At 41.7% G+C, this 26494-nt stretch carries 19 protein-coding genes and 1 pseudogene; 6 read left to right on the forward strand and 14 right to left on the reverse strand.

From position 1 onward, the window contains the following. The first annotated feature begins 40 nt into the window (after positions 1-40). On the forward strand, positions 41-2674 hold the full coding sequence (locus tag AC5EUN_RS09765) for a Lon protease family protein (RefSeq protein ID WP_010326464.1): 2634 nt from the start codon (positions 41-43) through the stop codon (positions 2672-2674). A gap of 57 nt (positions 2675-2731) precedes the next feature. On the opposite strand, the gene grxD is transcribed toward AC5EUN_RS09765, so the two are convergent. Then, positions 2732-3073 (reverse strand): Grx4 family monothiol glutaredoxin, encoded by a 342-nt coding sequence (gene grxD / locus AC5EUN_RS09770; protein WP_004693588.1) that lies wholly within the window; start codon positions 3071-3073, stop codon positions 2732-2734. A 162-nt stretch (positions 3074-3235) separates the two neighbouring features. Between grxD and AC5EUN_RS09775 the strand changes: the two genes are divergently transcribed. Beyond that, positions 3236-4447 carry an aspartate aminotransferase family protein gene (locus AC5EUN_RS09775; protein ID WP_058952071.1) on the forward strand — a complete coding sequence of 404 codons (1212 nt, stop codon included), beginning with the start codon at positions 3236-3238 and terminating at the stop codon, positions 4445-4447. A gap of 79 nt (positions 4448-4526) precedes the next feature. Here the strand turns inward: AC5EUN_RS09775 and sohB are convergent, their stop codons facing one another. The 7 genes from sohB to AC5EUN_RS09810 all read right to left on the reverse strand — a co-directional run bounded on the left by sohB (position 4527) and on the right by AC5EUN_RS09810 (position 14608). Continuing rightward, positions 4527-5498: a protease SohB gene (gene sohB, locus AC5EUN_RS09780; protein ID WP_291389646.1), complete on the reverse strand. Its 972-nt coding sequence runs from the start codon at positions 5496-5498 to the stop codon at positions 4527-4529. Positions 5499-5783: 285 nt separating this feature from the next. After that, positions 5784-6698, reverse strand: a complete 915-nt coding sequence (gene pstB, locus AC5EUN_RS09785) for a phosphate ABC transporter ATP-binding protein PstB (protein ID WP_058952073.1) — start codon at positions 6696-6698, stop codon at positions 5784-5786. Positions 6699-6711: 13 nt separating this feature from the next. After that, positions 6712-8100 carry a phosphate ABC transporter permease PstA gene (pstA, locus tag AC5EUN_RS09790; protein WP_058952074.1) on the reverse strand — a complete coding sequence of 463 codons (1389 nt, stop codon included), beginning with the start codon at positions 8098-8100 and terminating at the stop codon, positions 6712-6714. Then, complete coding sequence (gene pstC / locus AC5EUN_RS09795) at positions 8100-9479, reverse strand: phosphate ABC transporter permease subunit PstC (RefSeq protein WP_058952075.1); 1380 nt, start codon at positions 9477-9479, stop codon at positions 8100-8102. Before pstC ends, pstA begins: the two co-directional genes overlap by 1 nt. A 104-nt stretch (positions 9480-9583) precedes the next feature. Continuing rightward, entirely contained in the window at positions 9584-10609 is a 1026-nt protein-coding gene (locus AC5EUN_RS09800) for a substrate-binding domain-containing protein (RefSeq protein WP_004693599.1), read from the reverse strand. Between the two features lie 1090 nt (positions 10610-11699). Next, positions 11700-13232: a pyridoxal phosphate-dependent decarboxylase family protein gene (locus AC5EUN_RS09805; RefSeq protein WP_058952076.1), complete on the reverse strand. Its 1533-nt coding sequence runs from the start codon at positions 13230-13232 to the stop codon at positions 11700-11702. A gap of 2 nt (positions 13233-13234) precedes the next feature. Beyond that, positions 13235-14608, reverse strand: a complete 1374-nt coding sequence (locus AC5EUN_RS09810; protein WP_010326460.1) for a diaminobutyrate--2-oxoglutarate transaminase — start codon at positions 14606-14608, stop codon at positions 13235-13237. A gap of 474 nt (positions 14609-15082) precedes the next feature. On the opposite strand from AC5EUN_RS09810, the gene AC5EUN_RS09815 reads away from it, so the two are divergent. The 3 genes and pseudogenes from AC5EUN_RS09815 (at position 15083) to AC5EUN_RS09825 (ending at position 18896) form a co-directional block, all read left to right on the forward strand. Next, positions 15083-15784, forward strand: a complete 702-nt coding sequence (locus tag AC5EUN_RS09815) for an SIMPL domain-containing protein (RefSeq protein ID WP_010326459.1) — start codon at positions 15083-15085, stop codon at positions 15782-15784. Positions 15785-15976: 192 nt separating this feature from the next. After that, a pseudogene (locus tag AC5EUN_RS09820) lies at positions 15977-18171 on the forward strand (TonB-dependent receptor family protein). A 128-nt stretch (positions 18172-18299) separates the two neighbouring features. Then, a complete protein-coding gene (locus AC5EUN_RS09825; RefSeq protein WP_010326458.1) occupies positions 18300-18896 on the forward strand; it encodes a phosphatase PAP2 family protein in 597 nt (198 codons plus the stop codon). A gap of 59 nt (positions 18897-18955) precedes the next feature. On the opposite strand, the gene proB is transcribed toward AC5EUN_RS09825, so the two are convergent. The 3 genes from proB to AC5EUN_RS09840 all read right to left on the reverse strand — a co-directional run bounded on the left by proB (position 18956) and on the right by AC5EUN_RS09840 (position 22113). Continuing rightward, positions 18956-20089: a glutamate 5-kinase gene (proB, locus tag AC5EUN_RS09830; protein ID WP_005399671.1), complete on the reverse strand. Its 1134-nt coding sequence runs from the start codon at positions 20087-20089 to the stop codon at positions 18956-18958. A gap of 26 nt (positions 20090-20115) precedes the next feature. Next, the gene (cgtA, locus tag AC5EUN_RS09835; protein WP_004980365.1) at positions 20116-21330 is read right to left on the reverse strand and encodes an Obg family GTPase CgtA; all 1215 of its coding nucleotides are present in this window, start codon (positions 21328-21330) and stop codon (positions 20116-20118) included. 402 nt (positions 21331-21732) lie between these two features. Continuing rightward, positions 21733-22113, reverse strand: coding sequence for a winged helix-turn-helix transcriptional regulator (locus AC5EUN_RS09840; protein ID WP_004980366.1), 381 nt, complete (start codon positions 22111-22113; stop codon positions 21733-21735). A gap of 112 nt (positions 22114-22225) precedes the next feature. On the opposite strand from AC5EUN_RS09840, the gene AC5EUN_RS09845 reads away from it, so the two are divergent. Further along, positions 22226-23077 carry an SDR family oxidoreductase gene (locus AC5EUN_RS09845; RefSeq protein WP_010326457.1) on the forward strand — a complete coding sequence of 284 codons (852 nt, stop codon included), beginning with the start codon at positions 22226-22228 and terminating at the stop codon, positions 23075-23077. Positions 23078-23129: 52 nt separating this feature from the next. Here AC5EUN_RS09845 and AC5EUN_RS09850 read toward each other — a convergent pair whose 3' ends face one another. The 3 genes from AC5EUN_RS09850 to AC5EUN_RS09860 all read right to left on the reverse strand — a co-directional run bounded on the left by AC5EUN_RS09850 (position 23130) and on the right by AC5EUN_RS09860 (position 26280). After that, positions 23130-23810: a hypothetical protein gene (locus AC5EUN_RS09850; protein ID WP_010326456.1), complete on the reverse strand. Its 681-nt coding sequence runs from the start codon at positions 23808-23810 to the stop codon at positions 23130-23132. Between the two features lie 9 nt (positions 23811-23819). Then, entirely contained in the window at positions 23820-24536 is a 717-nt protein-coding gene (locus tag AC5EUN_RS09855; RefSeq protein ID WP_010326455.1) for a hypothetical protein, read from the reverse strand. A gap of 286 nt (positions 24537-24822) precedes the next feature. Next, a complete protein-coding gene (locus AC5EUN_RS09860) occupies positions 24823-26280 on the reverse strand; it encodes a glyceraldehyde-3-phosphate dehydrogenase (protein WP_004980374.1) in 1458 nt (485 codons plus the stop codon). Positions 26281-26494 lie beyond the last annotated feature (214 nt).

Raw genomic sequence — 26494 nt, forward strand, 5'->3', positions numbered from 1 at the left:
CTTTAAGTTTCTAACGCAATCTTTAGTTTCGGATTTCAAAGTGACCCAAAAACACGATCAAATGAGCTCTTCTTTATCTGTACCGCCCGCATTAAATAGTCAAGAAAATCCAGAAAACAACCTTAGTTCAGCATTTGACCAACCCGAAATTCAAACGACCTTAGCAAAGACACAACTTCAAGCAGAGCAACTGACGCATATCCCTGCTCTGGATAAGATTCCAGCCTCAACGCGTCGTATTAAACCGCTCAATAATTTTTTAGGGCAAGATCGTGCACGTGCTTCAGTTGAAGCAGGCATTTCCTTACCTTATTCTGGCTATAACATTTTTGCCGTAGGGACAGCTGGTTTGGGCAAGCGCACCATGGTCAAGCGTTTACTCCAGCAACACGCCAAAAATATGCCGACACCGAACGATTGGGTTTACGTTTATAATTTTAAAAGCCCACGTCAACCGATTGCTTTAGAGTTGCCTGCGGGTCAAGCAGTAAAATTTCAAACCATGTTACATCAAACATGGCAAACCACTTTAAAGCAGCTCGAGCGCCGCTTTACTGCTGAAACCTACCACAACCGTATAGAAGCCATTCGCCAACAAACGGGTGACGTTCAGCAACAAGCCTTGATTGAATTGACCCAAGAAGGCGAAGAACTCGACCTCAAACTGGTCTCTCGGAATGATGAGCACTGCTTTATCCCTGTCCAGTATGTAGACGATAAAGTATTGGAAATGACGCAGGCCGACATCAATGCTTTAAGCTCTAAAGAGCGTTCTGAAATTAATGCCAATATACGCCACATGGATAAAAAACTTGAACGTTTAGGCATGCATTTAGGCGACTTGGAAGAAGATGCCCGCGATAAAGTTCAAGTGTTGAACCGCGATATTGCCAAGCAAGTTTTATTGCCTAAAGTCGAACAGTTACTGACTAAGTTTGCTGAGGTTGAGGGCTTAAAAGACTATTTAAAATATTATGCTGAAGACATTATTAACAATGTCGAGGTGGTACTCGAACAAGAAGAAGATGACTTTACCCCAGGCCTGTTTAGTCGTATCCCTTCGCGCTACCAAGCCAATGTGATTGTGTCGCATAAATCCAATGCTGGTGCACCGGTTATTTTTGAAGACTTCCCCACTCACTACAATTTACTTGGCCATGTAGAGCAACTGACTCAACATGGCACCATTACTACAGACTTTACCCTAATCCGCCCAGGGACATTGCATAAAGCCAATGGTGGTTTTTTAATGTTAGAAGCAGAACAACTGCTTGAACAGCCTTATGCATGGCAAGGTCTAAAACGTGCTTTAAAATCAGGCCAGTTAAAACTTTCTTCACTTGAGCATATGCTAACACTGACAGGAAGTATCTCAATTGAACCTGAGGCAATCCCACTGAATTTGAAAGTGGTTTTATTGGCTGAGCCTGAAATTTACTATGAAATACTCGAAGTAGAACCTGAGCTTGGCAGTGTCTTTAAAATCCGTGCCGACTTTACTGATACGTTGCAGCGTAATGAAGTAAATGAACAAGCCTATATGCAACTGATTGCAGACTATGTACAGGCCGACAAACTGCTTCCTTTCGATCGATCTGCACTTTCTGCACTTTTGACCGACTCTAGCCGTCAAGCCGAAGACCAAAGCTCCTTATCTCTACATGCCCTCACTTTGGGTGATTTGATTCGTGAGGCGCATCATCACGCCTTCCAATCAGGTGATAAAATGGTCTCGGATCAACACATTAATATGGCACTAGATCATCGTAAATATCGCTTAGGCTATTTACGTGAGCTCTATTGGCAGGATTTATCTCGTGGTACACAGCTCATCGAAACGCGTGGACACCGCCTCGGTCAAATTAATGCGCTTTCGGTCATTCACTATGCAGATGTTGAATTTGGCTTGCCGTCACGTTTAACAGCCTCTGTGTATCAAGGCGGCGGCGATATTCTAGATATTGAGCGTAGTGTCGAGCTCGGTGGCTCTCTGCATGCGAAAGGTGTGCTTCTGATGTCCTCATTCTTAAAAGCACATTTCGGTCGTGAGCAAACCCTACACTTCTCTGCTGCGCTTGCCTTTGAACAAAGCTATGGTCAAGTCGATGGTGATAGCGCCACAGTTGCTGAACTCTCCGCTTTAATCTCTGCAATTAGTCAGCTACCGATTGATCAGTCTTGGGCGATTACTGGCTCAATGAACCAATTGGGTCAAGTTCAACCGATTGGTGGTGTCAATGCGAAAATTGAAGGTTTCTTTGATGCATGTAAACTTCAAGGTTTAACTGGTAAGCAAGGTGTGATTATTCCACGTCAAAACATGCAACATTTAATGTTACGTAAAGACGTGATTGAAGCGGTTTCAAATGGCCAGTTCCACATTCATGCTATAGATACGATTGATCAAGCGCTTGAACTACTTATGGCTCGACCAGTCGGCACTTTAGACAAGAAAGGACGCTATACCAAGAAGTCTATTTATGCGGCGGTGATGGATCAGCTAGATTATTGGCAAGCCATTGAAGATGGTGCTGAGTTTGAAGAAGAGCCGAAGAAAAAGAAAAAAAAGAAGAAGGACAAAAAAAAGGCAAAAGCTGAAAAGAAGACTGTTGCAACTGAAAATGCAGCGGAACACACTTCTGAAGCTGTAAGCACTGTAACTACAGCGGATTAACACTTTCCCTCAAACAAAAAAAAGCGCCTCAATGGCGCTTTTTTTTACAACTGAAGATTAAGCTTCAGGTGCTGGACTATGCTGTTCAACTAAAGGTTGTAATTCACCTTTTTGGAACATGTCTAGAATAATGTCACTACCACCAATCAACTCACCGTTGATCCATAACTGTGGGAATGTAGGCCAGTTTGCAATTTGTGGTAACAAAGCACGAATATCTGGATTTTCAAGAATATTCACATAAGCAAACGGACGACCAATTTGACTAAGCGCTTCTACAGCACGTGCAGAGAAACCACATTGTGGAAACTGTGGGGTGCCTTTCATATAAAGAAGTACAGCGTGTTTTGCAATTTGGTCACGAATTAACGCTTCGGTATCGCGTGCTTGTTCAGTCATTGATCAATCCTCAACTAATCTAACCCGCATTATACCCAAAACGTAGAAAAACAGTATGCCTAAAGCAATATTTCGACTTTTATTTAGATTTAGGCTTTAAAACTACAAGCATAATTGCTTAATATTGGATTTCACTTACCCTCTAACAGATAAGAGTTAGTCATGAATAACATTACCCTTGCTCCTGTACAAACTGATCAACCCTCTCATTTGATGCCAGTATTTGGCCGTCAGCCGATCAGCTTTGTCCGAGGTCGAGGCTCTTATCTGTACACAGAAGATGGTACTGAATACTTCGATGCACTGACGGGCATTGCAGTTTGTGGTTTAGGTCATGCACACCCTGTCATTGCAGAAGCGATTGCAGAACAAGCTGCAACGCTCATTCATACCAGTAACTTGTTTGAAGTGCCTTGGCAAACGGCTGCAGCACAAAAACTTGCTGAAGTTGCTGGCATGGAAGAAGTATTCTTTTCAAACAGTGGTGCAGAATCCAATGAGGGTGCAATCAAAATTGCCCGTAAATTTGGCTACATGCAAGGCATTGCCAATCCAAAAATCATTGTTGCAGAGCACTCATTCCATGGTCGTACCATGGCAACTTTATCAGCAACAGGCAACAAAAAAGTCCAAGAAGGCTTCGGCCCATTGGTTGAAGGTTTTATTCGTGTTCCATTCGGCGACATTGAAGCCATTGAAGAAGCCGCAATTCACCATCCAGACATTGTCGCAATTTTTGTCGAGCCAATTCAGGGCGAAGGTGGTGTCAACACTGCTCCGCAAGGCTTTAGCTATTTGGAAGAGATTCGTCAAATCTGTAATCAACACAACTGGCTGATGATGCTGGATGAAGTTCAAACAGGTAATGGCCGTACAGGTGAATACTTTGCCTACCAACACACCAACATCATTCCTGATGTACTCACCACAGCCAAAGGTTTAGGTAATGGTTTCCCCATTGGTGCGGTGATGACTCAAGGTCGTGGTGTAGGCGTATTGACCGCGGGTAACCACGGTTCTACGTATAGCGGTTCAGCATTGGGTTCGCGTGTGGTGTATACCATCATCGACATTATGCAAAAAGAAAACATCGTTCAAAATGCGGCTGAACAAGGCGCTTACATCGTAGAACAACTGCGTAAGCAACTTGCCGATCAAAATGTGATTGTACGTGGCTTTGGTTTGATGATTGGTGTGGAGCTACCAAAAGCATGTGGTGACTTGGTCAACATCGCTCGTGATGAATACCACACTATTATTAACGTTACTGCAGGTTCTGTGGTGCGTTTACTGCCGACCTTGAATATTACCAAAGAACAGGCGAATCAACTGATTGAACGTCTAGTGAAAATGATTAAAGCGTACTTGGCTTAAGACAAAAAAGTCTGGTTCTAAAATTGCTTTTTGCATATTTCGGAACCAGACTTTTTGAAATGAATCGGCCAACTAAATATTAAAGTTTTGGATCACGCATTTGCACCAAACTTGCATTGGTTTTAGTTAAGGTTTCTATCACTTTATTCATGACTGCTGGTACCAAGGCATCTGCAATTTGCACAGCTTGTAAGCCCAACTTCTCACCTAAAGTCGGTTTCTTACGCGTTGAGATGACATAAACATCATGATCGGTCAGTAAATTAAGTAAATAAGCATCTGAAGTTTGTAACTGATCGACCAAATTCAAATCTAAAGCATCTTTCCCATACCAGTGCTCACCTGTCGCAACTTTTTCAACATTGAGTTGCGGACGGTATTTTTCAACAAAGTGTTTAAACAGCACATGCGTCTGTTGTAACTCTTCTTCAAACTTCGCCTTACCTTCGGCTGTATTTTCACCAAACATCGTCACTGTACGTTTATATTGGCCTGCTGTGTACAGTTCAAAATCGATATTGTGTTCTTTTAGCAGACGATTAAAGTTAGGAACTTGCGCGACCACACCAATTGAACCAACAACCGCAAAAGGTGCAGCAATAATCTGATTGGCGATACATGCCATCATATAACCGCCACTCGCTGCAACTTTATCGACACAAATAGTGAGATTGAAACCTGCATCACGTAAACGCACCAATTGGGCAGCAGCCAAACCATAACCATGTACCATACCGCCTGGGCTTTCTAAACGCACCACAACGCGATCACGCCCTGCTTTGGCTGTCGCTAAAATCAAGGTGATTTCTTCACGTAAGCTTTCTACCGCTGTTGCCGCAGTATCACCTTTAAAATCTAGAATATAAACTTTTTGATTAGCCTTTTTACGGTGACGAGACTCTTTCGCTAACTGCTGAGTCAGTTGCAATAACTCCAATTTAGATGCTGTAGTTTGCGTAATTTTTTTACGTTGTTCATTAATACGCGCATTTAAATGTGTAATTCGAATTTCAGCGGGAAGTTTCGGTAAATGAAATAACATAGAAATTATATTCTCTAAAATAATACGTCGGTATATGACCTAGATTAGGTCAATGGCATTTTTTTTCAATAGCCATTTTTTGTTTTATTCTGTAATGCGTTACCTTTCACATTTAATCATTTACAAGATGAGTCTATATCTCAGACGGCACATCTTCGCATCTTTTGTTCAATGTGACGCTAATACGCAATGTCCATCATCATGGCTGTTTTAGTCACCAGACTTAATATCTGCTTATAACAAAAAAACAGAGCATTTAGGCTCTGTTTTTTCAAATATTTCAAGTTATGCGTATTAACCGAAACGACCTGTAATATAAGCTTCAGTTAGCTGATGATCTGGCTGAGTGAAGACTTTCTCGGTTGAGTTCACTTCAATCAAGTCACCTAAATGGAAGTAAGCGGTACGGTCTGATACACGTGCAGCCTGCTGCATTGAGTGCGTCACAATCGCAATCGTATACTGCGTTGAAAGCTCAGAAATAAGCTCTTCCACTTTCGCTGTTGCAATCGGGTCAAGCGCTGAACATGGCTCATCCATCAGAATCACTTCTGGGCTTACCGCAATGGTACGCGCAATACATAAACGCTGCTGCTGACCACCCGACAAGCCTGTGCCCGGTTGGTTTAAACGGTCTTTGACTTCATCCCAAAGACCCGCTTTACGTAAGCTGTTTTCTACAATTTCTTCTAAGTCATACTTATCACGGGCCAAACCATGGAGTTTAGGGCCATAAGCCACGTTATCAAAAATTGACTTTGGGAATGGGTTTGGTTTCTGGAATACCATACCTACTTGAGCGCGAAGCAGTACCACATCTAGGTTTGGGTCATAAATATCTTGATTATCCAACATCACTTTACCCGTCACACGACAGCTATCAATGGTGTCGTTCATACGGTTCAAAGTACGTAAGAAGGTCGATTTACCACAGCCTGATGGCCCAATAAATGCAATCACTTCATTTTCGTAGATATTCAGATCAATCCCTTTAATCGCTTCAGCTTCGCCATAGTAAACATGTACATCTGAAGTGCTGAGTTTGACTTGTCCTTGTGCCTGATCTTTCTTAGTAGAAGTCTGTGTATCAAACTGCGACACAAAAGAAGTACCCTGCTGACCTGAGGTCGTATTTGGGTTTGTAAATTGAGTGTGTTCTTGATTCACTGTTTGATCCTGATCTAAGGAATTTTTAACAACGGTATTCATATTTTGCCCTCACTTACCAACGGACTTCAAATTTCTTACGTAACCAAATTGCAATACTGTTGAGTCCAATCATCATTGCAAGCAGAACAATAATCGCAGCTGCTGTACGTCCTTCGAAGAAGTTACGCAGCTCATTACCTTGCCACAAGAAAATCTGTACAGGTAAAGCACTCGATTGATCAAATGGAGTTGTAGGTACACTTGCAACAAATGCACTCATACCAATTAATAACAGCGGTGCAGTCTCACCTAATGCTTGCGCTACACCAATAATTGCACCTGTTAGAATCCCTGGTAGTGCAAGTGGTAAAACGTGATGGAATACGGTTTGTACACGTGAAGCACCTAGCCCTAAAGCGGCCTGACGAATTGAAGGTGGTACAGCTTTCAACGATGCACGTGTCGTAATAATCACCGTTGGTAAAGTCATTAAGCTCAGCACCAAACCACCGACCAATGGCGCAGAAAGCGGTAAATGCATCCAGCCAATAAAGATCGCAGCACCGAGCAAACCAAAGACAATTGATGGTACAGCTGCAAGGTTGTTAATATTGACTTCAATGACATCAGTGATCCAGTTTTTAGGCGCAAATTCTTCAAGATAAATTGCAGATGCCACGCCAATTGGAATCGAAATAATGATCACGATCAGCATCATGAACAGCGACCCCATGAATGCCCCTGCTAAACCTGAAGTTGCAGGAGAACTACGCGAGTCTGGACTGACAAAGATGTTGGTATTGAAAGTATTTTCCATTACCCCTGAAGCTTTCATTTCATCGGCAAGTTGACGAACTTCTGGGCTCAACTGTTGCTGTTCATCAGGCAAACTACGGTCAATATTTCCTGCGAGCCACACATCAACGTTTGCATCAGCAAGCACTTTAATGTCTTCTTTCTTACCGACCAATGATGGATCTTTCATCACCATATCACGTAAGCGATATGCTTCAGAACTAGTGTACAAAGAAGCCAAGTCATCTCGTTTAGAACCAAGTGCTGGATCTTTTGCAATCATGGCATTCACGATTAAAGCATCCCAATCCACCATACCCATTTCAGTTTGCCAAGCAATAAAACGCTCTTCAAACTGTGCTGGAGATTCACCTGCACGCTGTACAGGTTTTGCACCTGTCGTAATAATGGCAGGGTCAAAGTACACGGGTAAACTCATGCTACTTTGCCAAAAAGCAGGTAAGCCTTTCGATAAAATACTGCCAAAAAGTAGCGCGACAAAGAATAAACCTGCAATCACTGCTGAGAAACCAAAGAAACGAAAGCTTTTTTCTTTACGGTGACGTTTTGCCAATGAATTACTGATCGTTTGCTTACGCTTTTCTCGTAATTCTGCCGCATGTTGTGGATCAAATACTTGATCTGCTGTGCTATTAGAAGTCGTCATTAGTCGTATTGCTCACGATATTTACGCACGATGTACAGTGCAACAATGTTCAAACCAAGCGTAATTACAAAGAGGGTCAGACCTAGTGCAAATGCCACCAAAGCTTGCGGGCTTGCAAAGTCAGTATCACCGGTCAATTGGTTTACGATGGTAATGGTCACAGTTGAAATGGCTTCAAGTGGATTGGCATGCAATAAAGGACTATTCCCTGCTGCAAGCACCACAATCATGGTCTCACCGATGGCACGTGACGCTGCAAGCAAGAACGCGCCGATAATGCCCGGAAGTGCTGCAGGTATCACCACCTGACGAATGGTTTCAGACTTTGTCGCACCCAAACCTAATGAGCCATCACGTAATGCACGTGGCACCTGCGTGATAATGTCATCAGACAGCGATGATACGAAAGGAATAATCATGATCCCCATGACGAAACCAGCAGTGAGTGCGCTGGTTGCGTTGATGTGTAAACCAACGGATTCGCCAAGCATTTTAAAGAATGGGCCAATGATCATCAGTGCAAATACACCGTAAACAATGGTTGGAATCCCTGCGAGCACTTCAATGGTTGGTTTTGCCCATGAGCGGAAACCAGAAGATGCATATTCAGCAAGATAGATCGCGATCATTAAACCCACAGGGACTGCAACCAAGAGTGCAATACCACTGACCATTAAGGTGCCCCAAAGTAGAGGAAGCAAACCATAACTGCCCTCTGCACTACCTGAAGTACTAAAACCTGGGTTCCATTCTGTACCGAAGAAAAAGTCGAGTGGACTCACGAAGTGGAAGAATCGCATCGCTTCGCTGAACATCGACATCACGATACCAATCGTGGTTAGAATCGCGACACCAGAACAGAGCGCAAGTGCAACATTAATGGTTTTTTCAACTTGGTTACGCGCGCGGAATTGAGTTGCAATGCGCTTTTTCGCAGCGACTAAACCTGCCAGTGCAGCACAAATCACCACTGCAATTTTTGCAAATGTTCCAATGCTTTGAAACTTCGCCAGTTGCTCCGCAGCAGCAAGCTCATACGCGGCTGGTGTATCTGTGACACCAAAACCTGAGGCAATCGCTTCTACACGGTTAATCAACACATCCGTACTAGCAGCATCTAAGGTTGCAGCGACTTGTGCTGGCACGTGATTTAACACCACATGATTCAAAACATTTGGTTCAACAATATTCCAAACAATCAAAATTAAAAAAGCAGGGATACCACACCACAAAGCCACTAACGCACCGTAATACCCCGGACGTGAGTGTAATTTTGCAGAATTATTTCCCTTACCTGCTAAGTTACGGCTCTGACTTAAGCCCATTTGATAGGCTATGGCAATCAGTGCCAATAACACACCTATAAGTAGCAGATTCATGTATTCTCCACGGTTCTTTCAATTTTCATTATTTGAAAAAACTTAATCCTAGTAAAAAACGTCAAAGGTAGGACTTGCCTACCGTTGACTGTTTCTACGCTTAATTACTTAACCGCTTTGCCTGCTTTGAAGTTCGCAAGAACTGCTGCACGCTCTTTGTCTGACATTGAGATCAAACCAGCACGCTCAAGCTTAGAACCTTTACCTGATACTTTCTTGCTGATGAAGTATTCCGTGTATTCTTTTAAGCCTTTGATTGATTTCAAGTGCTCACCCTTCACGTAAAAGAATAGTGGGCGAGAAACTGGGTATGAACCATTCAAAATCGTCTTTTCAGATGGTGCAACATTGTTCACTGTAGCTACGCGTAACTTGTCACGGTTTTGGTCGTAGAAACCCAAACCAAACACACCTACTGCGCTAGGCGAGGTTTTTAAGCGCGCTAAAGTTTCAGTGTAGTCACCCGCAATCTCAATCACTTTGCCGTCTTTACGGAAAGTTGAACATGCTTTCTTTTGTGCATCTTTATCCATTGCTTTGATTGCTGCATAAGTTTCGCAGCCTGCATCAACCATTTTTTCTTGGAACACTTCACGTGTACCGTGGTTTGATGCTGGAATCACTAAAGTGATTGGTTCGTTTGGAAGGCTTTTGTCAATTTGGTTCCAACGTGTATATGGGTTTGCAACCATTTTACCGTTAGATGGTAACTGCGCTGCTAAAGCTGCATAGACGTGCTGTGGACGTAATTTATATGCTGCTTTGCTTGCATTTGAAGCGAATACAATACCGTCATAGCCAATTTTGATTTCGATCACTTGGTTCACACCAGCTTTCTTACAAGCAGCTAATTCTGTATCTTTAATTTTACGAGATGCGTTTGCGATATCAATTGTGTTATCACCCACACCATTACAGAACTGTTTTAAGCCACCTGAAGAACCGCCAGAACCAACAACTGGTGCTTTAAATTGTGGGAAAGTATTGCCAAATTCTTCAGCAACAATACTTGCATATGGTAAAACTGTTGAAGAACCCGCAATTTGGATTGTGTCACGAGCTGCGTTTGCCGTGGTTGCTACAGCTGCCCCAGAAACTACTACTGCAAGTGCGATATGGTTTAAGCGCATATTTGTTATCTCACATATTAAACATTTTGAAGTACGCCACTTTTTATTCAGTCTTGTACTTTTTTGGATAACTGCATTTTGATTTCAGAATATGACAAGCAAGTTACAGCATTGTGACACTTTCATGATGTTTATTTTTATTTTTCCATGATTCGTTACACTTTGTTCAATTTCACCCAGTCTAAACACGTAAAGAATTTTTCTTATTTCGATATACCGAGAGTGCGTAATTCATTTTACATAAACATCTTTTACGCTTTTATAAAAAATAAAACACATTTAGAATCAATACATAAAGCAAAAAAGAACTCCATAGACTTTGATTTATTTAACATTGAATATCCCTTCTAATCTATAAAACTTTGCGTATACCTATATGCAAAATCCATATAAATTTTCGCCATTTGTCAGAATTTCATAACCTATAAATGACAAATGAGTGGTGTCATATTTAGAAAATTGAGCATCATTTAGGTCTTAATTTTTACCTTTTATCCCTTATTTATTACTGAAAAATAGCATGCTCATCTCAAATACGAGAGCAAATTTATGACTTTCAGACTCAGGTACTTTTCTTATTTTTAGAAATATTTGTCCGAATAATGGGTATTTCTGACGACACCGCTTTATCTTTTTTCTAAAAGATAGCTCAAAGAAGGAGATTTTGGGTTTCTCCTCCCCTTACTGCCGCCTTAACCATTCATTTTTCGTAATAAGCGTGACAAGTCATATGAGTGCGACATTTCCCATGACAGCTAGCCAAACACGTTTATTTACCCCCCAATTTTTCGGGATTATGATAAGGACTTGCCTGTCGTGCAGGTCATACCTTTAACTTGAAAATTCGTGAAGGAAATCATTTGCCTGTTGAAAATCAAAAGCCCGAATATTTAGCTTTAGTCTTAACTATTGAAGCTCATTTTCCTGAAAATCATAGTTGAAGCAGATATCGACAACTACTTCATAGAAAAATAAAGCATCTCCAACATAATTAAAATTAGAAACTTAGCCAGTGATGTTATGTTCTTTAATATTTAGAACACATAAAAAAGGAGCTGATATCAGCTCCTTTTTTAACACAAACAATCGATTAAGCAATTGCAGGTGTATAGGTTCCATCTGCGATTGGACCTTTGATACGATCCGCTTCTGCAAGGACAAGACTAAGCAGGTTCTTCACGTTATCTAAAGTCGCAACTGGACTTAAAGTCGTCATTTTCAATGATTGATTTTGGCCTACTTTAGTTACACCAATATTCGCTTCACCACGTGCAAACAATTCATCTGCAACGTTTTGGTTTAAGGTATCAAGCAATTCTACTGGATAGCCTGCTGGAACCACACGGAACAATACAGATGCAAATTGTGGATCAACCAACATCTCTAAACCAGCAGTTGCATTGATATAATCAGCAACGTCACGAGTTAAAGTAACGCCGTGGTCAATCATAGAACCATAGAGCTCTTCACCAAGTGCTTCAACAGTCATCCAAAGCTTCAACGCATCAAAACGACGGGTTGTTTGAAGTGACTTAGACACCAAGTTTGGCACGCCATGCTCTTCATCATAAGCTGAGTTTAAATACTCAGCTTCGTAGTGCATGAAACGATAGTTCGCTTCATCTTTTAACAAGAACGCACCACAAGAGATGGTTTGGAAGTAATGCTTATGGAAATCAAGCGTAATAGAGTCAGAAAGCTCGATCCCATCCAACATATCACGGTGATTGTTCGATAGGATTAAAGCACCGCCCCACGCCGCATCAATGTGCATCCACGCGCCATATTTGTTGGTGATTTCACGAATTTGCTTCAGTGGATCAATCGCACCTGCATCGGTTGTGCCCGCAGTTGCAACCACACATGCCACGATTTTACCTTCAGCTTGAAGGTGAGCCATGGTTTTTTCAAGTGCATCCACATCCATCTGAGCGTTTTCGTTCACAGGAACGGTTACGACTGATTGGAAACCCATGCCCATCATCGCCATGTTCTTTTGCACAGAGAAGTGTGCATTTTCAGAACAAATAACTTTGACGTTGCGCATCGCATCGCCCGGCACGCCATCACGCTGTACAGACCACGGATTACCGTTTTCGTCTTTCCAGTTTTTCGCAATACATGCATCACGTGCAAGCAGTACACCCATCAAGTTTGACTGTGTACCACCAGAAGTGAACACACCAGCTTGACCTGCACCATAACCCACTTTTTGACGAAGCCAGTCAATCAACTGAACTTCCATCAATGAACCTGCAGGACTTTGGTCCCAAGAATCCATTGATTGATTCGTTGCATTAATCAGCACTTCAGCAATTTGACTAGTCACCATAGTTGGGCAGTGCAAATGCGCGAGCGAGTGCGGGTGATGGACTTTTAAGCTTTTGTTTAAGAAAAGCTCAATCATACGTTCAAGTGACTTTTGTACACCCAAACCTTCTTTAGAAGGATTAAATGCAATCGCGCTGCGTAGCTCTTTAATGCTACCGCCTGTGTACATTTTATCATTTTGCAACCATGCTGCAACTGCTTTAGTCGCTTGGTCCATTGCTGACGAATAGTCAGCAATGGATGCAGCATCATTGCAGAGTAACGCCTTACGGTGTTCTGCAAAATCAACCATGATTACGCGCCTCGAGTTGCAACAAGTGCTTCAGCAATTGCTTTCTTAAAGCGAACAATTACTTCTTCACATTCAGCTTGAGTGATAATAAGTGGGCAAAGTAAACGAATCACTGTACCGTTACGACCGCCTTTTTCTAACAATAACTTGTTGTTAAAGCATGCCGCTTGAATCGCTGCTGCCAGTTGACCATCTGCAGGTAAAGACCCCATATGATCCGCTGGTTTACGCTCATCAACAATTTCAACACCAATCATCAAACCACGACCACGCACGTTACCGATACATAGGAACTCTTGAGCAAGCTTTTTAAATTCAGCTTGTAAGAAATCACCACGTTCTTGTGCATTTTGCGCAAGCTTTTGTTCTTTGATAGTTTTGATCGTTGCAAGACCAGTACCCATTGCCAATTGGTTACCACGGAAAGTACCCGTGTGACCTGCTGGCTGCCAAGCATCAAACTTACGTTTAATACCCAATACAGCAAGTGGTAAGCTACCACCAACGGCTTTAGACATTACTACTACGTCAGGTTCAATACCCGCATGTTCAAATGCGAACATTTTGCCTGAACGTGCAAAGCCTGCTTGAACTTCGTCAAGAATCAACACAATGTTGTGTTTTTCAGTCACTTCGCGGATTTTTTTCAACCATTTGGTTGGCGCTGTTACCACACCGCCTTCACCTTGAATTGCTTCAAGAATGACAGCAGCTGGCTTGGTTACACCACTTTCAACATCTTCAATGAAGTTTTCAAAGAAATATGTCAAAGCATCCACACCCGCTTCGCCACCTAAACCAAGTGGGCAACGGTATTCATGCGGATACGGCATAAATTGAACGCCTGGCATTAAACCATTTACAGCATTTTTCGCAGACAGATTACCTGTCATTGCAAGAGCGCCGTGCGTCATACCATGGTAGCCACCAGAGAAACTAATCACTGTGCTACGACCGGTATACGTCTTCGCTAATTTAATTGCTGCTTCCGTGCCATCTGCACCAGATGGACCACAGAACTGTAAACAATACTCTTCCTTACCGCCTGGTAATTGTTCAAGCAATGCTTCAGTAAATGCATCTTTTAAAGGTGTCGTTAAATCCAAAGTATGTAAAGGAAGGCCACTTGCAAGTGTATCTTGAATACTTTGAATTACCGCAGGATGATTATGGCCCAAAGCCAATGTTCCTGCCCCAGCTAAACAATCGAGGTACTCTGTACCTTCAACATCAGTAACCCAGCAGCCTAATGCTTTGGCTATCGCTAACGGTAATTTCCGTGGATAGCTACGAACATTGGATTCCATCTGACTTTGGCGAGTCAAATAGTATTCGTTAGTAGTATTAGTGGCAGGGTTTACAGAAGAAACGCTCATATCGAATTACCATCTCTGATATGGGTTGAAAGAAATAAGTCGGGTGACTTTTGGTCCTTTGACTCGGCGCTTTATAAATTCTAGTCAGATAGAGTTTGGATACTTCATAACTAGGAGGCGGATGATACAGAAATTTTCAATAAAATAAACAGCTTTTGCACATTATCTGCCAGAAATTTACTAAAAAAATATATCATGCCAAACCATAGCTTAAATTATCCTCTTATAGTGTGACAACGTAAAGAAAAGCCGATGAATTTATTTATTTTTCAACTTCGCCACAAAAATTCAAAATACTCACCTTGGTTGAAAAATAAGTTTTTGAAATAAATAGATTTATCTAGGTTTTTCTGAAAAATATTTTATACCTTTTTTTTACAATCGAACCACAATATTTTCGCAAATTCACCACAAATTGGCTTTAAGCTTTTTACAAATGTTGCAAAACTCCTCCTAAATAAAAAAGGAATAAAAATGCGTCAATTCTTCATCCCAGCAATCGCGCTTAGTGCTTTATTTAGCTCAGCAGTTTTTGCTCAGTCTGAGAACCAATTAAACTACAATATTGTCAATGTTCAGGCCGAGGCAACACGCCAAGTATCCAACGATTTAATGAATGCAACGCTTTACGTTGAACGTAGTAACAAACAACCTGCCGAGCTCGCTACACAAATTACGCAGCTGATGAATCAAGCCACAGCTTTAGCTCGTAAATATCCAAGCGTAAAAGTCGAAACAGGTTCTCAAACCACCTACCCAATTTACAACGATGACAACCAAAAGTTAAAAGAATGGCGTGGTCGTGCTGAAATTAATTTAGAAAGTACCGATTTTAAAGCGGCGAGCCAATTGATTGGTGAGCTACAGCAAAACTTCCAAACACAGTCAATCGGCTTCAGTGTGTCCGACACACAACGTAAGAAAGTGGAAAATGAGCTGATTGTTGAAGCATCGAAAAACTTTCAACAGCGTGCGCAATCATTAGCACAAGCATGGAGTAAGTCAGGTTATAACTTGGTTAACTTAAACATTAATACCAGCAACTACTACCCTCGCCCAGTCATGATGCGTGCAGAAAGTGCAAAATTTGCAGCAGCTGATGCGCCAATGCAAGATGTTGCAGGCGGTGAATCTAAAATCACTGTGAATGCAAATGGTACTGTTCAACTTAAATAATAGATTTCATTCAAATTCATCTCAAAAGCCATGTTAAACGTGGCTTTTTTATTGTGTATCCATCAATAAAACTTTAATTCGCCTATTAATTTTAGTGTTTTAATTGCAATAAGTGATAATGATTATTATTTAATTTCAACAAAGTTCAGCATATGATAGCCGCGCTCTTTATTATGGATTGCGCACAAAAGAATGATTTCATCACGTCTTCATCTGCAGGATCGCAGATTATTCAAAGCCAAACAACTCAGTATTGCGATTGGACTTTCTATGAGCTGCTTGACCTATGCACAAGCAGAAGAACTCACTGAAGCAACCAGCAACAATGTGCTTCCGACCATCAAACTTGAAGCACAAGGCAACTGGTTAGAAGATGCCAATGCAGAGAAAGTGCAAAAGCATGCAGGCGCTCGTACGATTATTACTCGCAATCGCTTAGATGAAGTTGCTGCGACTTCAATTAAAGATGCCCTGAAGCAAGTGCCTGGTGTTCAAGTCCAAGAAAATAATGGTACTGGTGGCAGTGATGTTTCACTCAATATTGGGGTCCGTGGTTTAGCCTCTCGTTTATCTCCTCGCTCTACAGTACTGCTTGATGGTGTCCCGCTATCATTTGCGCCTTATGGACAGCCTCAGCTTTCTCTAGCACCAGTATCATTAGGCAATATTGAATCTGTGGATGTGGTTCGTGGTGCAGGCTCTGTACGTTTTGGACCGCAGAACGTTGGCGGTATCATTAACTTTGCAACTCGCGCGATTCCTCAAGAGTTTGCAGGTAATGTCAGCCTAACGACCGAATATGCTTCGGGTACAGATCAAGTCAAATACAGCCCGAACTTATTTGTAGGCGGAACCTTAGATAATGGTTTAGGCCTTGCTTTACTGTATTCTGGCACAAAAGGTGATGGCTACCGTGAAGCCAATAATAAAACTGACATTGACGATGTCATGTTAAAAATGGCCTATCAAATTACAGATGCGGATGCGATTGCCTTAAACCTATATCACTATGAAGGTTATGGTGAAATGCCTGAAGGCTTAACTGCTGAAAAATATGCACAAAACCCTTATCAGTCAAATAAGTCACGTAATTATTTTTCTGGTCGCCGCTCAGATGTGTCATTCCGCTATACCCATCAAGATGAAAAAATAACTTTGAATTGCTGACCTATTATATTGACTCATTTCGCACGAGCGACTTAGAGACAGATGTTAGTGCAACGACTTCGCGTATGGACACCTCTCCACGCGACTACAAAGTTTTTGCCATTGAACCGCGCTGGTCTCGTGCATACCAATTAGGTAACTCAAATAGCGAATTCACTATCGGCTATCGTTATTTAGATGAAGATAGTTCTGAGTTCTCAGGTCGCTCATCGACATATGCATTGAATGTACCTGTGACCGAAATTAAAGCACGTACCACGAGTGAAGGTGGCACTAAAGCACATGCAATTTATGCAGATAACCGCTTCGATTTAGGTAACTGGGTCATCACACCGGGACTACGTTTTGAATCAATTGAAACGCATAACAATTTTACTGCCTATAACCAAGGCGTAGCAGTTAATACCGTTTCTCCAAAAATTGATTCACATGAGTTTTTACCCAGCCTATCGGTCATGTATAAAGCAACAGACAATTGGAACATTTTTGCCAATGCGGGCGTTTCATTCGGCCCACAGCAATATAACCAATTGGCACGTTTAGAAGGTGGTGTTGCACAAAGCACAACTGATGGCTTGCATCCTGAAAAGTCCAATAACTATGAAATTGGGACGAAATATTTAGGCAATGGTCTAAATGCAGAATTAACCGCGTTTTATTTAGACTTCAAAAAAGAGTTAATTTTAGAACGCGATGCCCAGAACAATGGCATTTGGACAGACTTAGGCGCAACCAGCCACAAAGGTGTAGAACTTGGTCTGGCTTATGACTTTGCCTATTTAACCGATGCGCTTGAGGGCTTAAAACTCTATAGCAACTACACCTTCACCAAAGCTGTGGCTGAAGCAGGCGACTTTGAAGACAAAGATCTTCCATTCTACTCACGTCACACAGCAAATGTTGGTTTAGGCTATAAAGTGAATCAATGGAGAGTCAATGCAGATATGTTTGCCCAATCTAAGCAGCATTCTCCAGGTTCGGGTGATACCTATCAAACTGACGAATCGGCTGATGGAAAATTAGGTGATATTCCAGGTTATTCCACTTTTGCCGTGCGTACAGCATATGACTTTGGTGAGCAATTTCACGGTTTAAAAATCGCGGGTGGCGTTAAAAACGTGTTTGATAAACAATATTTCACACGTTCTACTGACTCAACAGGCGGAAAATATGTAGGGCAACCACGTACCTTCTACCTTCAAACGTCATTTGATTTCTAAAACTGAAAGCTAATTAGTTCAACTACATTGAACTGTTAAAAAAGACTACATTTTTGTGGTCTTTTTTATTTTAACAATATGACAAAATTATGACTCTCTTCCGTACTTTATAAACACAATCCACTTTCATGACTCTTTCAGAACTTAATTTATCGCTTTTTTCATGGATTAATGCTTCTCCTGAAGCCACTAATACCAGTATTCATTTTGCCATTTTTATCGCCAATGACCTGCTCTATTGTATGATTTTACTGTTTGCTTGGTTTTGGCTACGTGGTAACTATGACACTAAAAAACAGATATTGAAGGCGTTTATTTTTACCAGTATCGCCATTTTGATCAGCCAATGTATTTCTCATGTGTATTATCACCCACGGCCTTTTGTCATGGAGGTCGGACGCACTCTCATTTACCATGCACCCAATGGCTCTTTTCCAAGTGACCATATGCTGATTTTTAGCAGTATCGCCTTTTCTTATCTATTCTCTGCGCAGCGTAAACTGGGAATTTTTCTCTTGGTCATGGCTTGGCTGGTTGCATGGTCACGTGTCTATCTTGGTGTACATTTTCCTTTAGATATGCTCGGCGCTTTTCTATTGGCTTTTGCCTTAAACTTCTTTGGATTAAAGCTTTGGAATCTCTATAAAGAGAAAATCATGCAATGGGCACTCACCCTTCACTTTTACTTATTTAAGCCCCTCATTCAAAAAGGCTATATCAAATAACTTTTGCTTTAAAACAAAAAATCCCGCTCGAAAGCGGGATTTTTTTTAATGCATTTAAATCAGTAGATCGCCATGTGGTTGCGATGAATCATCTCAAGTGAACGTGCTTCACCTAGAACTTGGTGAACTTTATCTGACGCCAAGCCCTTTACCAGCTCCGCAGAGCGCGAACTAAAGTTGACACGCCCGACCGCAACACGGCCACCTTGGATATCAACACATTCAACCACGTCACCGCGTTCAAAATGCCCTTCCACAGCTTTCACACCAACTGGAAGTAAACTACGATGATTATCTTTAATGGCTTTGACAGCACCATCATCCAACACTAAACGACCCGCAGTTTGTAAGTGAGCCGCCAACCACTGTTGATGAGCGGTAATGCGGTCATTATCTGTAATAAACAATGTCCCGAGCATTTCACCATCCATCAAACGCGCAAGCACATTGTCGCTTTCACCACTGGCAATCAGCGTTGGACAGCCAGACTTTGCAGCTAAGCGTGCAGCACGGACTTTGGTCAACATACCACCACGACCAAACTTGCCGCCACCGCCAGCCATATCAAACAAACTCTCATCTAGAGCACGCACAGTATGGAACAGTTTAGCGTCTGGATTTGAACGTGGATCTGAGTCGAACATACCTTGCTGATCAGTCAAAATAATTAACAAATCTGCATGGACTTGACCTGCAACCATCGCAGCAAGCGTGTCATTGTCACCAAAGCGAATTTCATCGGTCGAAACCGTGTCATTCTCGTTGATTACAGGAATGACATGCCATTCAATCAAGTTCTGTAAAGCGTCACACGAGTTCAAATAACGACGACGGTCTGCCAAATCATCATGGGTTAATAACACTTGCGCGGTCTGAATATGATGTTTTTCAAGCACACTTGACCACGTATGAATAAGGCCCATCTGACCAATGGCAGCACACGCCTGAAGACTGGGTAGATCGGTGGGTCGGCTGTCTAGCTTCATACGAACCATACCTTCAGCCACAGCTCCTGACGACACCAGAATAATCTCATGTCCTGCATTGTGTAGATCTGCAATTTGTTTCGCCCAATGCGAAATTGCATCTATATCTAGACCTTGCCCATTTGCTGTGAGTAAAGATGATCCGATTTTAACAACGATTCGTTTACAAGCTTCGAGCTTACGTTGCCCATCTACCACTTCTATCATCTTGTCCTCAGTTACTCATTACGAGCTTAACGTACGTAAAACACTTCCATTTCGCCGTCATCTTCATCATCGTCTTCATCATCATCAGCCAACAGGCCTGCAAGACGTTGTTGGCGACGCATTTCACGATATGCTTCTTTAGCGGCAATAGTTTGTTCGCGTGTTTCAGCTTCAAGCTGCTCACGGAATGCTTTCACTTCTGCTGCATAGTCAGGATCTTCAAGCTCACGTTCACGTTGTTGCTCAATTTGATCCATCAGGTAATAAACAACTGGTTTTGTCCCTTCAGACATCAAACCTGAAGTTTTAAATACAGGGCCATCCCACTGCATTTCATCTAAGATATGCTGACACCATTCATCACGCGTATCGTCTGCAAGTTGGTCAACTTTGTTTAACACTAGAACGATAGGTAACTTTGAAAGTGTCGGAGAGAATTTCTCTAACTCACCCAAGATCGCTTTTGCATTGTATGCAGGATCAGAACCATCAATCGGCTGAACATCTACAATGTGAAGCAAAATACGCGTACGCGCCAAGTGCTTTAAGAAACGAATACCAAGACCCGCACCTTCAGAAGCCCCTTCGATCAAGCCAGGAATATCCGCCATTACAAATGAACGGTGACTGTCTGCATCAACCACACCAAGGTTTGGAACCATCGTAGTAAATGGATAGTCTGCAACCTTAGGTTTTGCTGCTGATACGGCACGAATAAACGTCGATTTACCTGCGTTTGGCATACCCAGTAAGCCAACATCGGCCAGTACTTTTAGCTCTAAGCGAATTTCACGGAATTCACCTTTAAAACCATGGGTACACTTACGTGGCGAACGGTTCGTCGATGATTTGAAGTGAGTATTCCCCAAACCACCATCACCACCCGCTGCAACAAGCACACGTTGACCACTTTCAACCAAGTCGCCAATAATGTCACCTGAGTCAGTGTCAACAATGGTTGTACCTACAGGAACCTTTAATACTGTGTCTTCACCACCACGGCCTGCGCAGTTCGCGCCACGACCATTTTTAGCTCGCTCCGCACGGAAGCGGCGAGTATAACGGAAGTCTACAAGGGTACTGGTATTATCATCAGCTTCGATAAATACGCTACCACCACGACCACCATCACCACCGTCTGGACCACCAAAAGGTACGAATTTTTCACGGCGAAAACTGGCTACGCCATTGCCACCGTCGCCAGCCTCTACGGTAATGACTGCTTCATCAACAAAGCGCATGCTGCCAATCCTCTAAATACTTTAAAACCGCATATTCTGCCATATTTTACAAAATTTCTCGAATAGAATTATTCAGCGAAACATGAAATTTAGTCACAAAAATACCAAAATCTAATTTTTTGACACTTTTCACCTGATTTTCTTCATTTTTTAATTTAAATGTGCTGACCATTTAGTCGTTAGGCCACTCTTCGATTCACTTTATTCAATCCTACTCAACTTTTACTTTCAAAAAGGATTTTCACATCAAAATAGCGCACTAAAAGAATAGCTTGTTTGATAACAAGACTTTTCACAGCCTGAAATTTGAATCAGCTCTAATCCACTTCCGCACTCCTGAGGGATTCACTATTAAAGTGTAATTAAGAATTCACGCAACCAATCCACATTACTTGTCATCTTTTATTTTAAAGCTGCTACTCGCTCCTTGCTTTCTAGAATTTCAGGCAAACTTTTTTCAATCCAACCAATCAAATACATGGTTTTCTCAGCGGCTTGAGAACCCAAGATCGTCAATTGGTACTCTACTTTGGGCGGCACCACGGGATAGACCGTCCGTAGAATAAAGCCATCATGCTCAAGCGTTTTGAGCGTCTGAGAAAGCATTTTCTCACTCACTCCTTCTATACGCTGCTTGAGCTCACTAAAACGATGTACGCCATCACTTAAACAGCGCAACACCAGTACCGACCATTTACTCGTAAGATGCTCCAAAATTTCACGAGATGGACACTCCGTGGATAAAACTTGACCTAACAATTTGCTTGTCGCATAGGTGTGCATCATTTCTCTCCATTTGGTTTATTACTTACTTTTTGGTACGTACTTACATTTAGTAAGTTAACAGATTAAGATACAACCATCAAGTATAGAAAACAACCAACATAGGTGAATTATGAAAATTGCAATCACAGGCGCAACAGGACAACTTGGCAACCTCGTTATAGAGCAACTTTTGCAGCTGACCGCTGCCCAGAATATTGTTGCGCTGGTTCGTAACATTGATAGAGCTGAACATTTCAAAGTCCAAGGTATTGAGCTGCGTGAGTTTGATTATGACCGCCCTGAAACACTAGCTCCTGCTTTATTAGGAATAGATAAGTTATTACTCATTTCAGCCAATGAAATTGGTCGCCGTACACCTCAACACAAAGCAGTGATTGATGCTGCGAAAGTGGCCGGCGTACCTTATCTTGCTTATACTAGCTTACTTCGTGCAGATAAGTCCCCACTCGGCTTAGCCCAAGAACACCGTGAAACCGAAAAACTAATTCAAGACAGTGGAATCACTTATACCTTCTTAAGAAATAACTGGTATAGCGAAAACTACCTTGCAGGTGTTGCTCACACCATTGAAATTGGGACGCTTTTTGGCGCAGCTCAAGATGGCCAAATTAGCTCAGCATCGCGTATAGATTATGCTGAAGCTGCAGCCAAAGTTTTAACTTCAACAGGTCATGAGAATAAAACCTATGAATTGGCAGGTTCTGAAAGTTTTACTAAAGCTGATTTGGCTCAATTCATCAGTCAGGCAACTCATAAGCCAGTTATCTATCAAAATTTGTCTGCCGATGACCTGCGTCAAGGCTTAATTCAAGCCAACCTCCCATCACACTTGATTGATGTGATTGTGGATGCCGATGTGCAGACCGCCAAAGGCGCGATGTACAGCAACAGTAAAGACCTAGAACAATTGATTGGACATAAGACCACCAGTATTCAAGATTCGATTAAAGCCGCACTTTAAGCCAATCATTTAATCTTCACATTCAAACACCACCAGTGATTGGTGGTGTTTTTTATGGATGAATGTTCTTCACAGGTAGTGTCATATTCATCTCCAAATTCGCAGTCGTACTCCGTTCCGTGTTATACATGGTCGCATTGAAGCTTGCTATTTTTCGCATAGTCATTGGGTCATTCAAATTTAACTGTGGTGCAAACTGATGTAACACATGCAGACGCACTTGCTCATCAAACTCAAAATAGACCAAGCCATTAAACATAATTTTGATTGGGATCTGATAGTCTTGCTTTAAATGAAATGGTACAGCCAGCTTAATCGGAATATCTAAAGTGAGTGGGAACTTAGGCAATAGTTTATTTTGATAAATTAGGTCTGTAGTTGTCTCCAACGGCATATTTTGATCAATGAGCACCTCTGTTTGATAATCAATAGATACTGAAACGGGTACTTCTACTTCAAACTCTAAATTTGCCAAATATTTCCCTGTCAAAGGCAGGTTGATTTTCTGATCGATTTTCAGTTGCGTATCTAAAGTCCCAACGGATTGGGTTTCTAAATAATTACCCACTTGGATTTTGGTCGGTAAGGAGTCTGATAGTTGAATTTGGGCTTCACTCGCTGACACTTGCATATTAGCTTGAATATTCAGGTACAACCAAAACAGCACAGCCACCAAAATTACAATGCACACAAAACTCAGTATAAGCCGCTTTGCAGACTGGAATATCCGCATACTCCCCCCCTATGGCTTCACGTGTTCTTGAGGTTGAGGTTTTTCACGCAGTAATTGCAAGCTATTGAGTGGAATTTTCAACTCCCCCTGCTTAATTTCAATTGGCAATGTATTCTGTACATCCACCGACGCTTTCAATGCCGTTTTAATGGGAACCTTTAAATGCCCCTGTATTGGAATATTGGTCTTAACCACTGTATTTACTGGAATATGTAGATTTTCTTTCAGTACGGTTTTCACAGGTGCATCAAATTTGAGGTGTACTTGCTGTTCAAGTGGCACATCGATATGAATCGGCACATCCAACTGAATAGGAATATTGCCTTTTAAAGGCAAAGTCACATCTCGCCCCATGACTTTCACCTGTACCTTGGTATCTACAGGCATGTTCTGATTAATTTTCAAGGTTTCACGCACTGGAATGGTGGTTTTAATCGGAACCTGATTATCAAAATACACTCGTGGAGTCAGCGTTTGGGTCAGTGGAATATTCAGGTTTTCACGGATCGGAATTTCTGCATTGACGCGCCCTGTGATATCAACATCTAAGGCATCATGAATTTTAACCTCAGCTTGTAAAGGCTCTTGCAGATCAATACTGACTTTTTGATTTTCTAAGGGAATATAAATATTAAAGTGTTTAAACATCCAAATAGCGATAAGCACACCGCATACAGATGCCAACACAATGAATGCCAATCCACTTAGCACATGCTTCACTTGCAAATTCAAATTCCTTTTGTTTTATTTTCTTTTATCTGACAAATATCATCCGGTTGTCAGCTTAGAAAGTCATTGGGGGCGGTATACCAACCAGACTCTATAATTTTTATCACCCTATTCTACACAGTATTCTAATTATTCTAAGTAAATTAGTAGGGATTAAACATTGGCAACTCTTACCACTCAAGCCAATACTTATGTCACCCCAACGCACCTGATTGGCCTCATCCACAACAACAGCGCAAAAAAAAGAGCCTCAATTGAGGCTCTTTTTAGTCGCTATTACAAATTATGCATTTGTTTCAGCTGGAATTTTTGGATAGCTTACGCCGCCCATTTGCTCTGCAATACGTAAAACTTGGCAGCTATAACCAACTTCATTATCGTACCAAACATATGCAGTTAAACGGTTGCCCGAAGTGATTGTTGCTTGCGCATCAAATACACCTGCTGTACGCGAACCGATAAAGTCAGATGATACAACTTCAGTCGAGTTGGTATAACCGATCTGACCTTGAAGGCTAGAGCTGATTGAAATTTTACGAATGTATTCGTTCACTTCATCACGATCAACTTCTTTATCTAAAGTTAAGTTCAAAATCGCAAGTGAAACGTTTGGTGTTGGAACACGTACAGAGTTACCTGTTAATTTACCTTGAAGTGCTGGAAGTGCTTTAGCAACCGCTTTAGCCGCACCTGTTTCAGTAATCACCATGTTCAACGTTGCAGCACGACCACGACGGTCTGCTTTATGGTAGTTGTCGATTAAGTTTTGGTCGTTTGTGAACGAGTGAACTGTTTCAACGTGACCATTCAACACTGTGTATTTGTCATGTAAAACTTTAAGTGTTGGTGTAATTGCGTTGGTTGTACAGCTTGCAGCAGAGATAATGGTATCTTCATCAAGAATGTCTGCTTGGTTCACACCAAACACTACGTTCTTCATGTCGCCTTTACCTGGTGCAGTCAAGATCACACGTGCAGCGCCTGGGCACTTAAGGTGTTGAGCAAGACCTTCAGCATCACGCCATTTACCCGTGTTGTCGATCACTAACGCATTGCTAATACCATAATCGGTATAATCAACTTCAGTTGGGTTCGACGCATAAATCACTTTAATGAATTGACCGTTTGCAATGATTGCTTCGTTTTCTTCATCAACAGAAATCGTACCAGAGAATGGACCATGGATTGAGTCACGGCGTAATAAAGACGCACGTTTTTCCAAATCACCATCAGATGACTTACGAACCACAATCGCTTTTAGGTTCAAACCACGGCCAAGACCAGACTGACCAATCATTAAACGTGCAAGAATACGACCGATACGACCAAAACCGTAAAGAACAACGTCACGGCCTTCTACTGAAGTCGCACGACCTTCTACAGATTTAACAGCTGCTGCAACAAATGCATCAACATCGCCACCTTGCTCTTTAAACGCAACGGCTAATTTGCCTAGATCAATTTCAGCAGTACCGATATTTTCAATTTTAGCTAACGCTTCAAGAATTGGGAACGTGTGTACAACTGAAAGTTCAACGTCCATCATACGAGTGAAACGGTGCGCTTTTAAAATTTGGATAACTGAACGGTTAACTAAAGAACGTCCAAACACTGAAACCACAATATTTTTTTCACGGTAAAGCTGACCGATCAAAGCGATCATTTGTTCCGCGATTTCTTCACGGTTTTTCCAGCGACCTTGGTGTTCTGCGTGTAGGGCGATGATAGTCTCTTTGCTCACAGATACGTCCTCTAATTAATTTAATCTAAGCATAAATTTTAAAACCCAACAATTGTAAAGGATTTAGCGCCAAGTTTGAATCGAAAGCTGTAAATGCATGATGTTTTTTGTCGTATATTCATTATTAATTTAAGAAATGATTGCATTTAGTCTTATGATTTTGCAGTATAAAAATTAAAAAAATATTTTTTTAGATAAAAAATAAACAGTTACG

It is taken from the genome of Acinetobacter sp. CAU_H_S170_2, from assembly GCF_058890445.1.

Coding starts and splice junctions, on each gene's coding strand:
- AC5EUN_RS09800 (WP_004693599.1), bottom strand. CDS start 10,609: ATGCGCTTAAACCATATCGCACTTGCAGTAGTAGTTTCTGGGGCAGCT.
- AC5EUN_RS09815 (WP_010326459.1), top strand. CDS start 15,083: ATGCGTCAATTCTTCATCCCAGCAATCGCGCTTAGTGCTTTATTTAGC.
- AC5EUN_RS09850 (WP_010326456.1), bottom strand. CDS start 23,810: ATGCGGATATTCCAGTCTGCAAAGCGGCTTATACTGAGTTTTGTGTGC.
- pstC (WP_058952075.1), bottom strand. CDS start 9,479: ATGAATCTGCTACTTATAGGTGTGTTATTGGCACTGATTGCCATAGCC.
- AC5EUN_RS09840 (WP_004980366.1), bottom strand. CDS start 22,113: ATGCACACCTATGCGACAAGCAAATTGTTAGGTCAAGTTTTATCCACG.
- AC5EUN_RS09825 (WP_010326458.1), top strand. CDS start 18,300: ATGACTCTTTCAGAACTTAATTTATCGCTTTTTTCATGGATTAATGCT.
- AC5EUN_RS09775 (WP_058952071.1), top strand. CDS start 3,236: ATGAATAACATTACCCTTGCTCCTGTACAAACTGATCAACCCTCTCAT.
- AC5EUN_RS09845 (WP_010326457.1), top strand. CDS start 22,226: ATGAAAATTGCAATCACAGGCGCAACAGGACAACTTGGCAACCTCGTT.
- pstB (WP_058952073.1), bottom strand. CDS start 6,698: ATGAATACCGTTGTTAAAAATTCCTTAGATCAGGATCAAACAGTGAAT.
- AC5EUN_RS09805 (WP_058952076.1), bottom strand. CDS start 13,232: ATGGTTGATTTTGCAGAACACCGTAAGGCGTTACTCTGCAATGATGCT.
- grxD (WP_004693588.1), bottom strand. CDS start 3,073: ATGACTGAACAAGCACGCGATACCGAAGCGTTAATTCGTGACCAAATT.
- AC5EUN_RS09810 (WP_010326460.1), bottom strand. CDS start 14,608: ATGAGCGTTTCTTCTGTAAACCCTGCCACTAATACTACTAACGAATAC.
- proB (WP_005399671.1), bottom strand. CDS start 20,089: ATGATAGAAGTGGTAGATGGGCAACGTAAGCTCGAAGCTTGTAAACGA.
- pstA (WP_058952074.1), bottom strand. CDS start 8,100: ATGACGACTTCTAATAGCACAGCAGATCAAGTATTTGATCCACAACAT.
- cgtA (WP_004980365.1), bottom strand. CDS start 21,330: ATGCGCTTTGTTGATGAAGCAGTCATTACCGTAGAGGCTGGCGACGGT.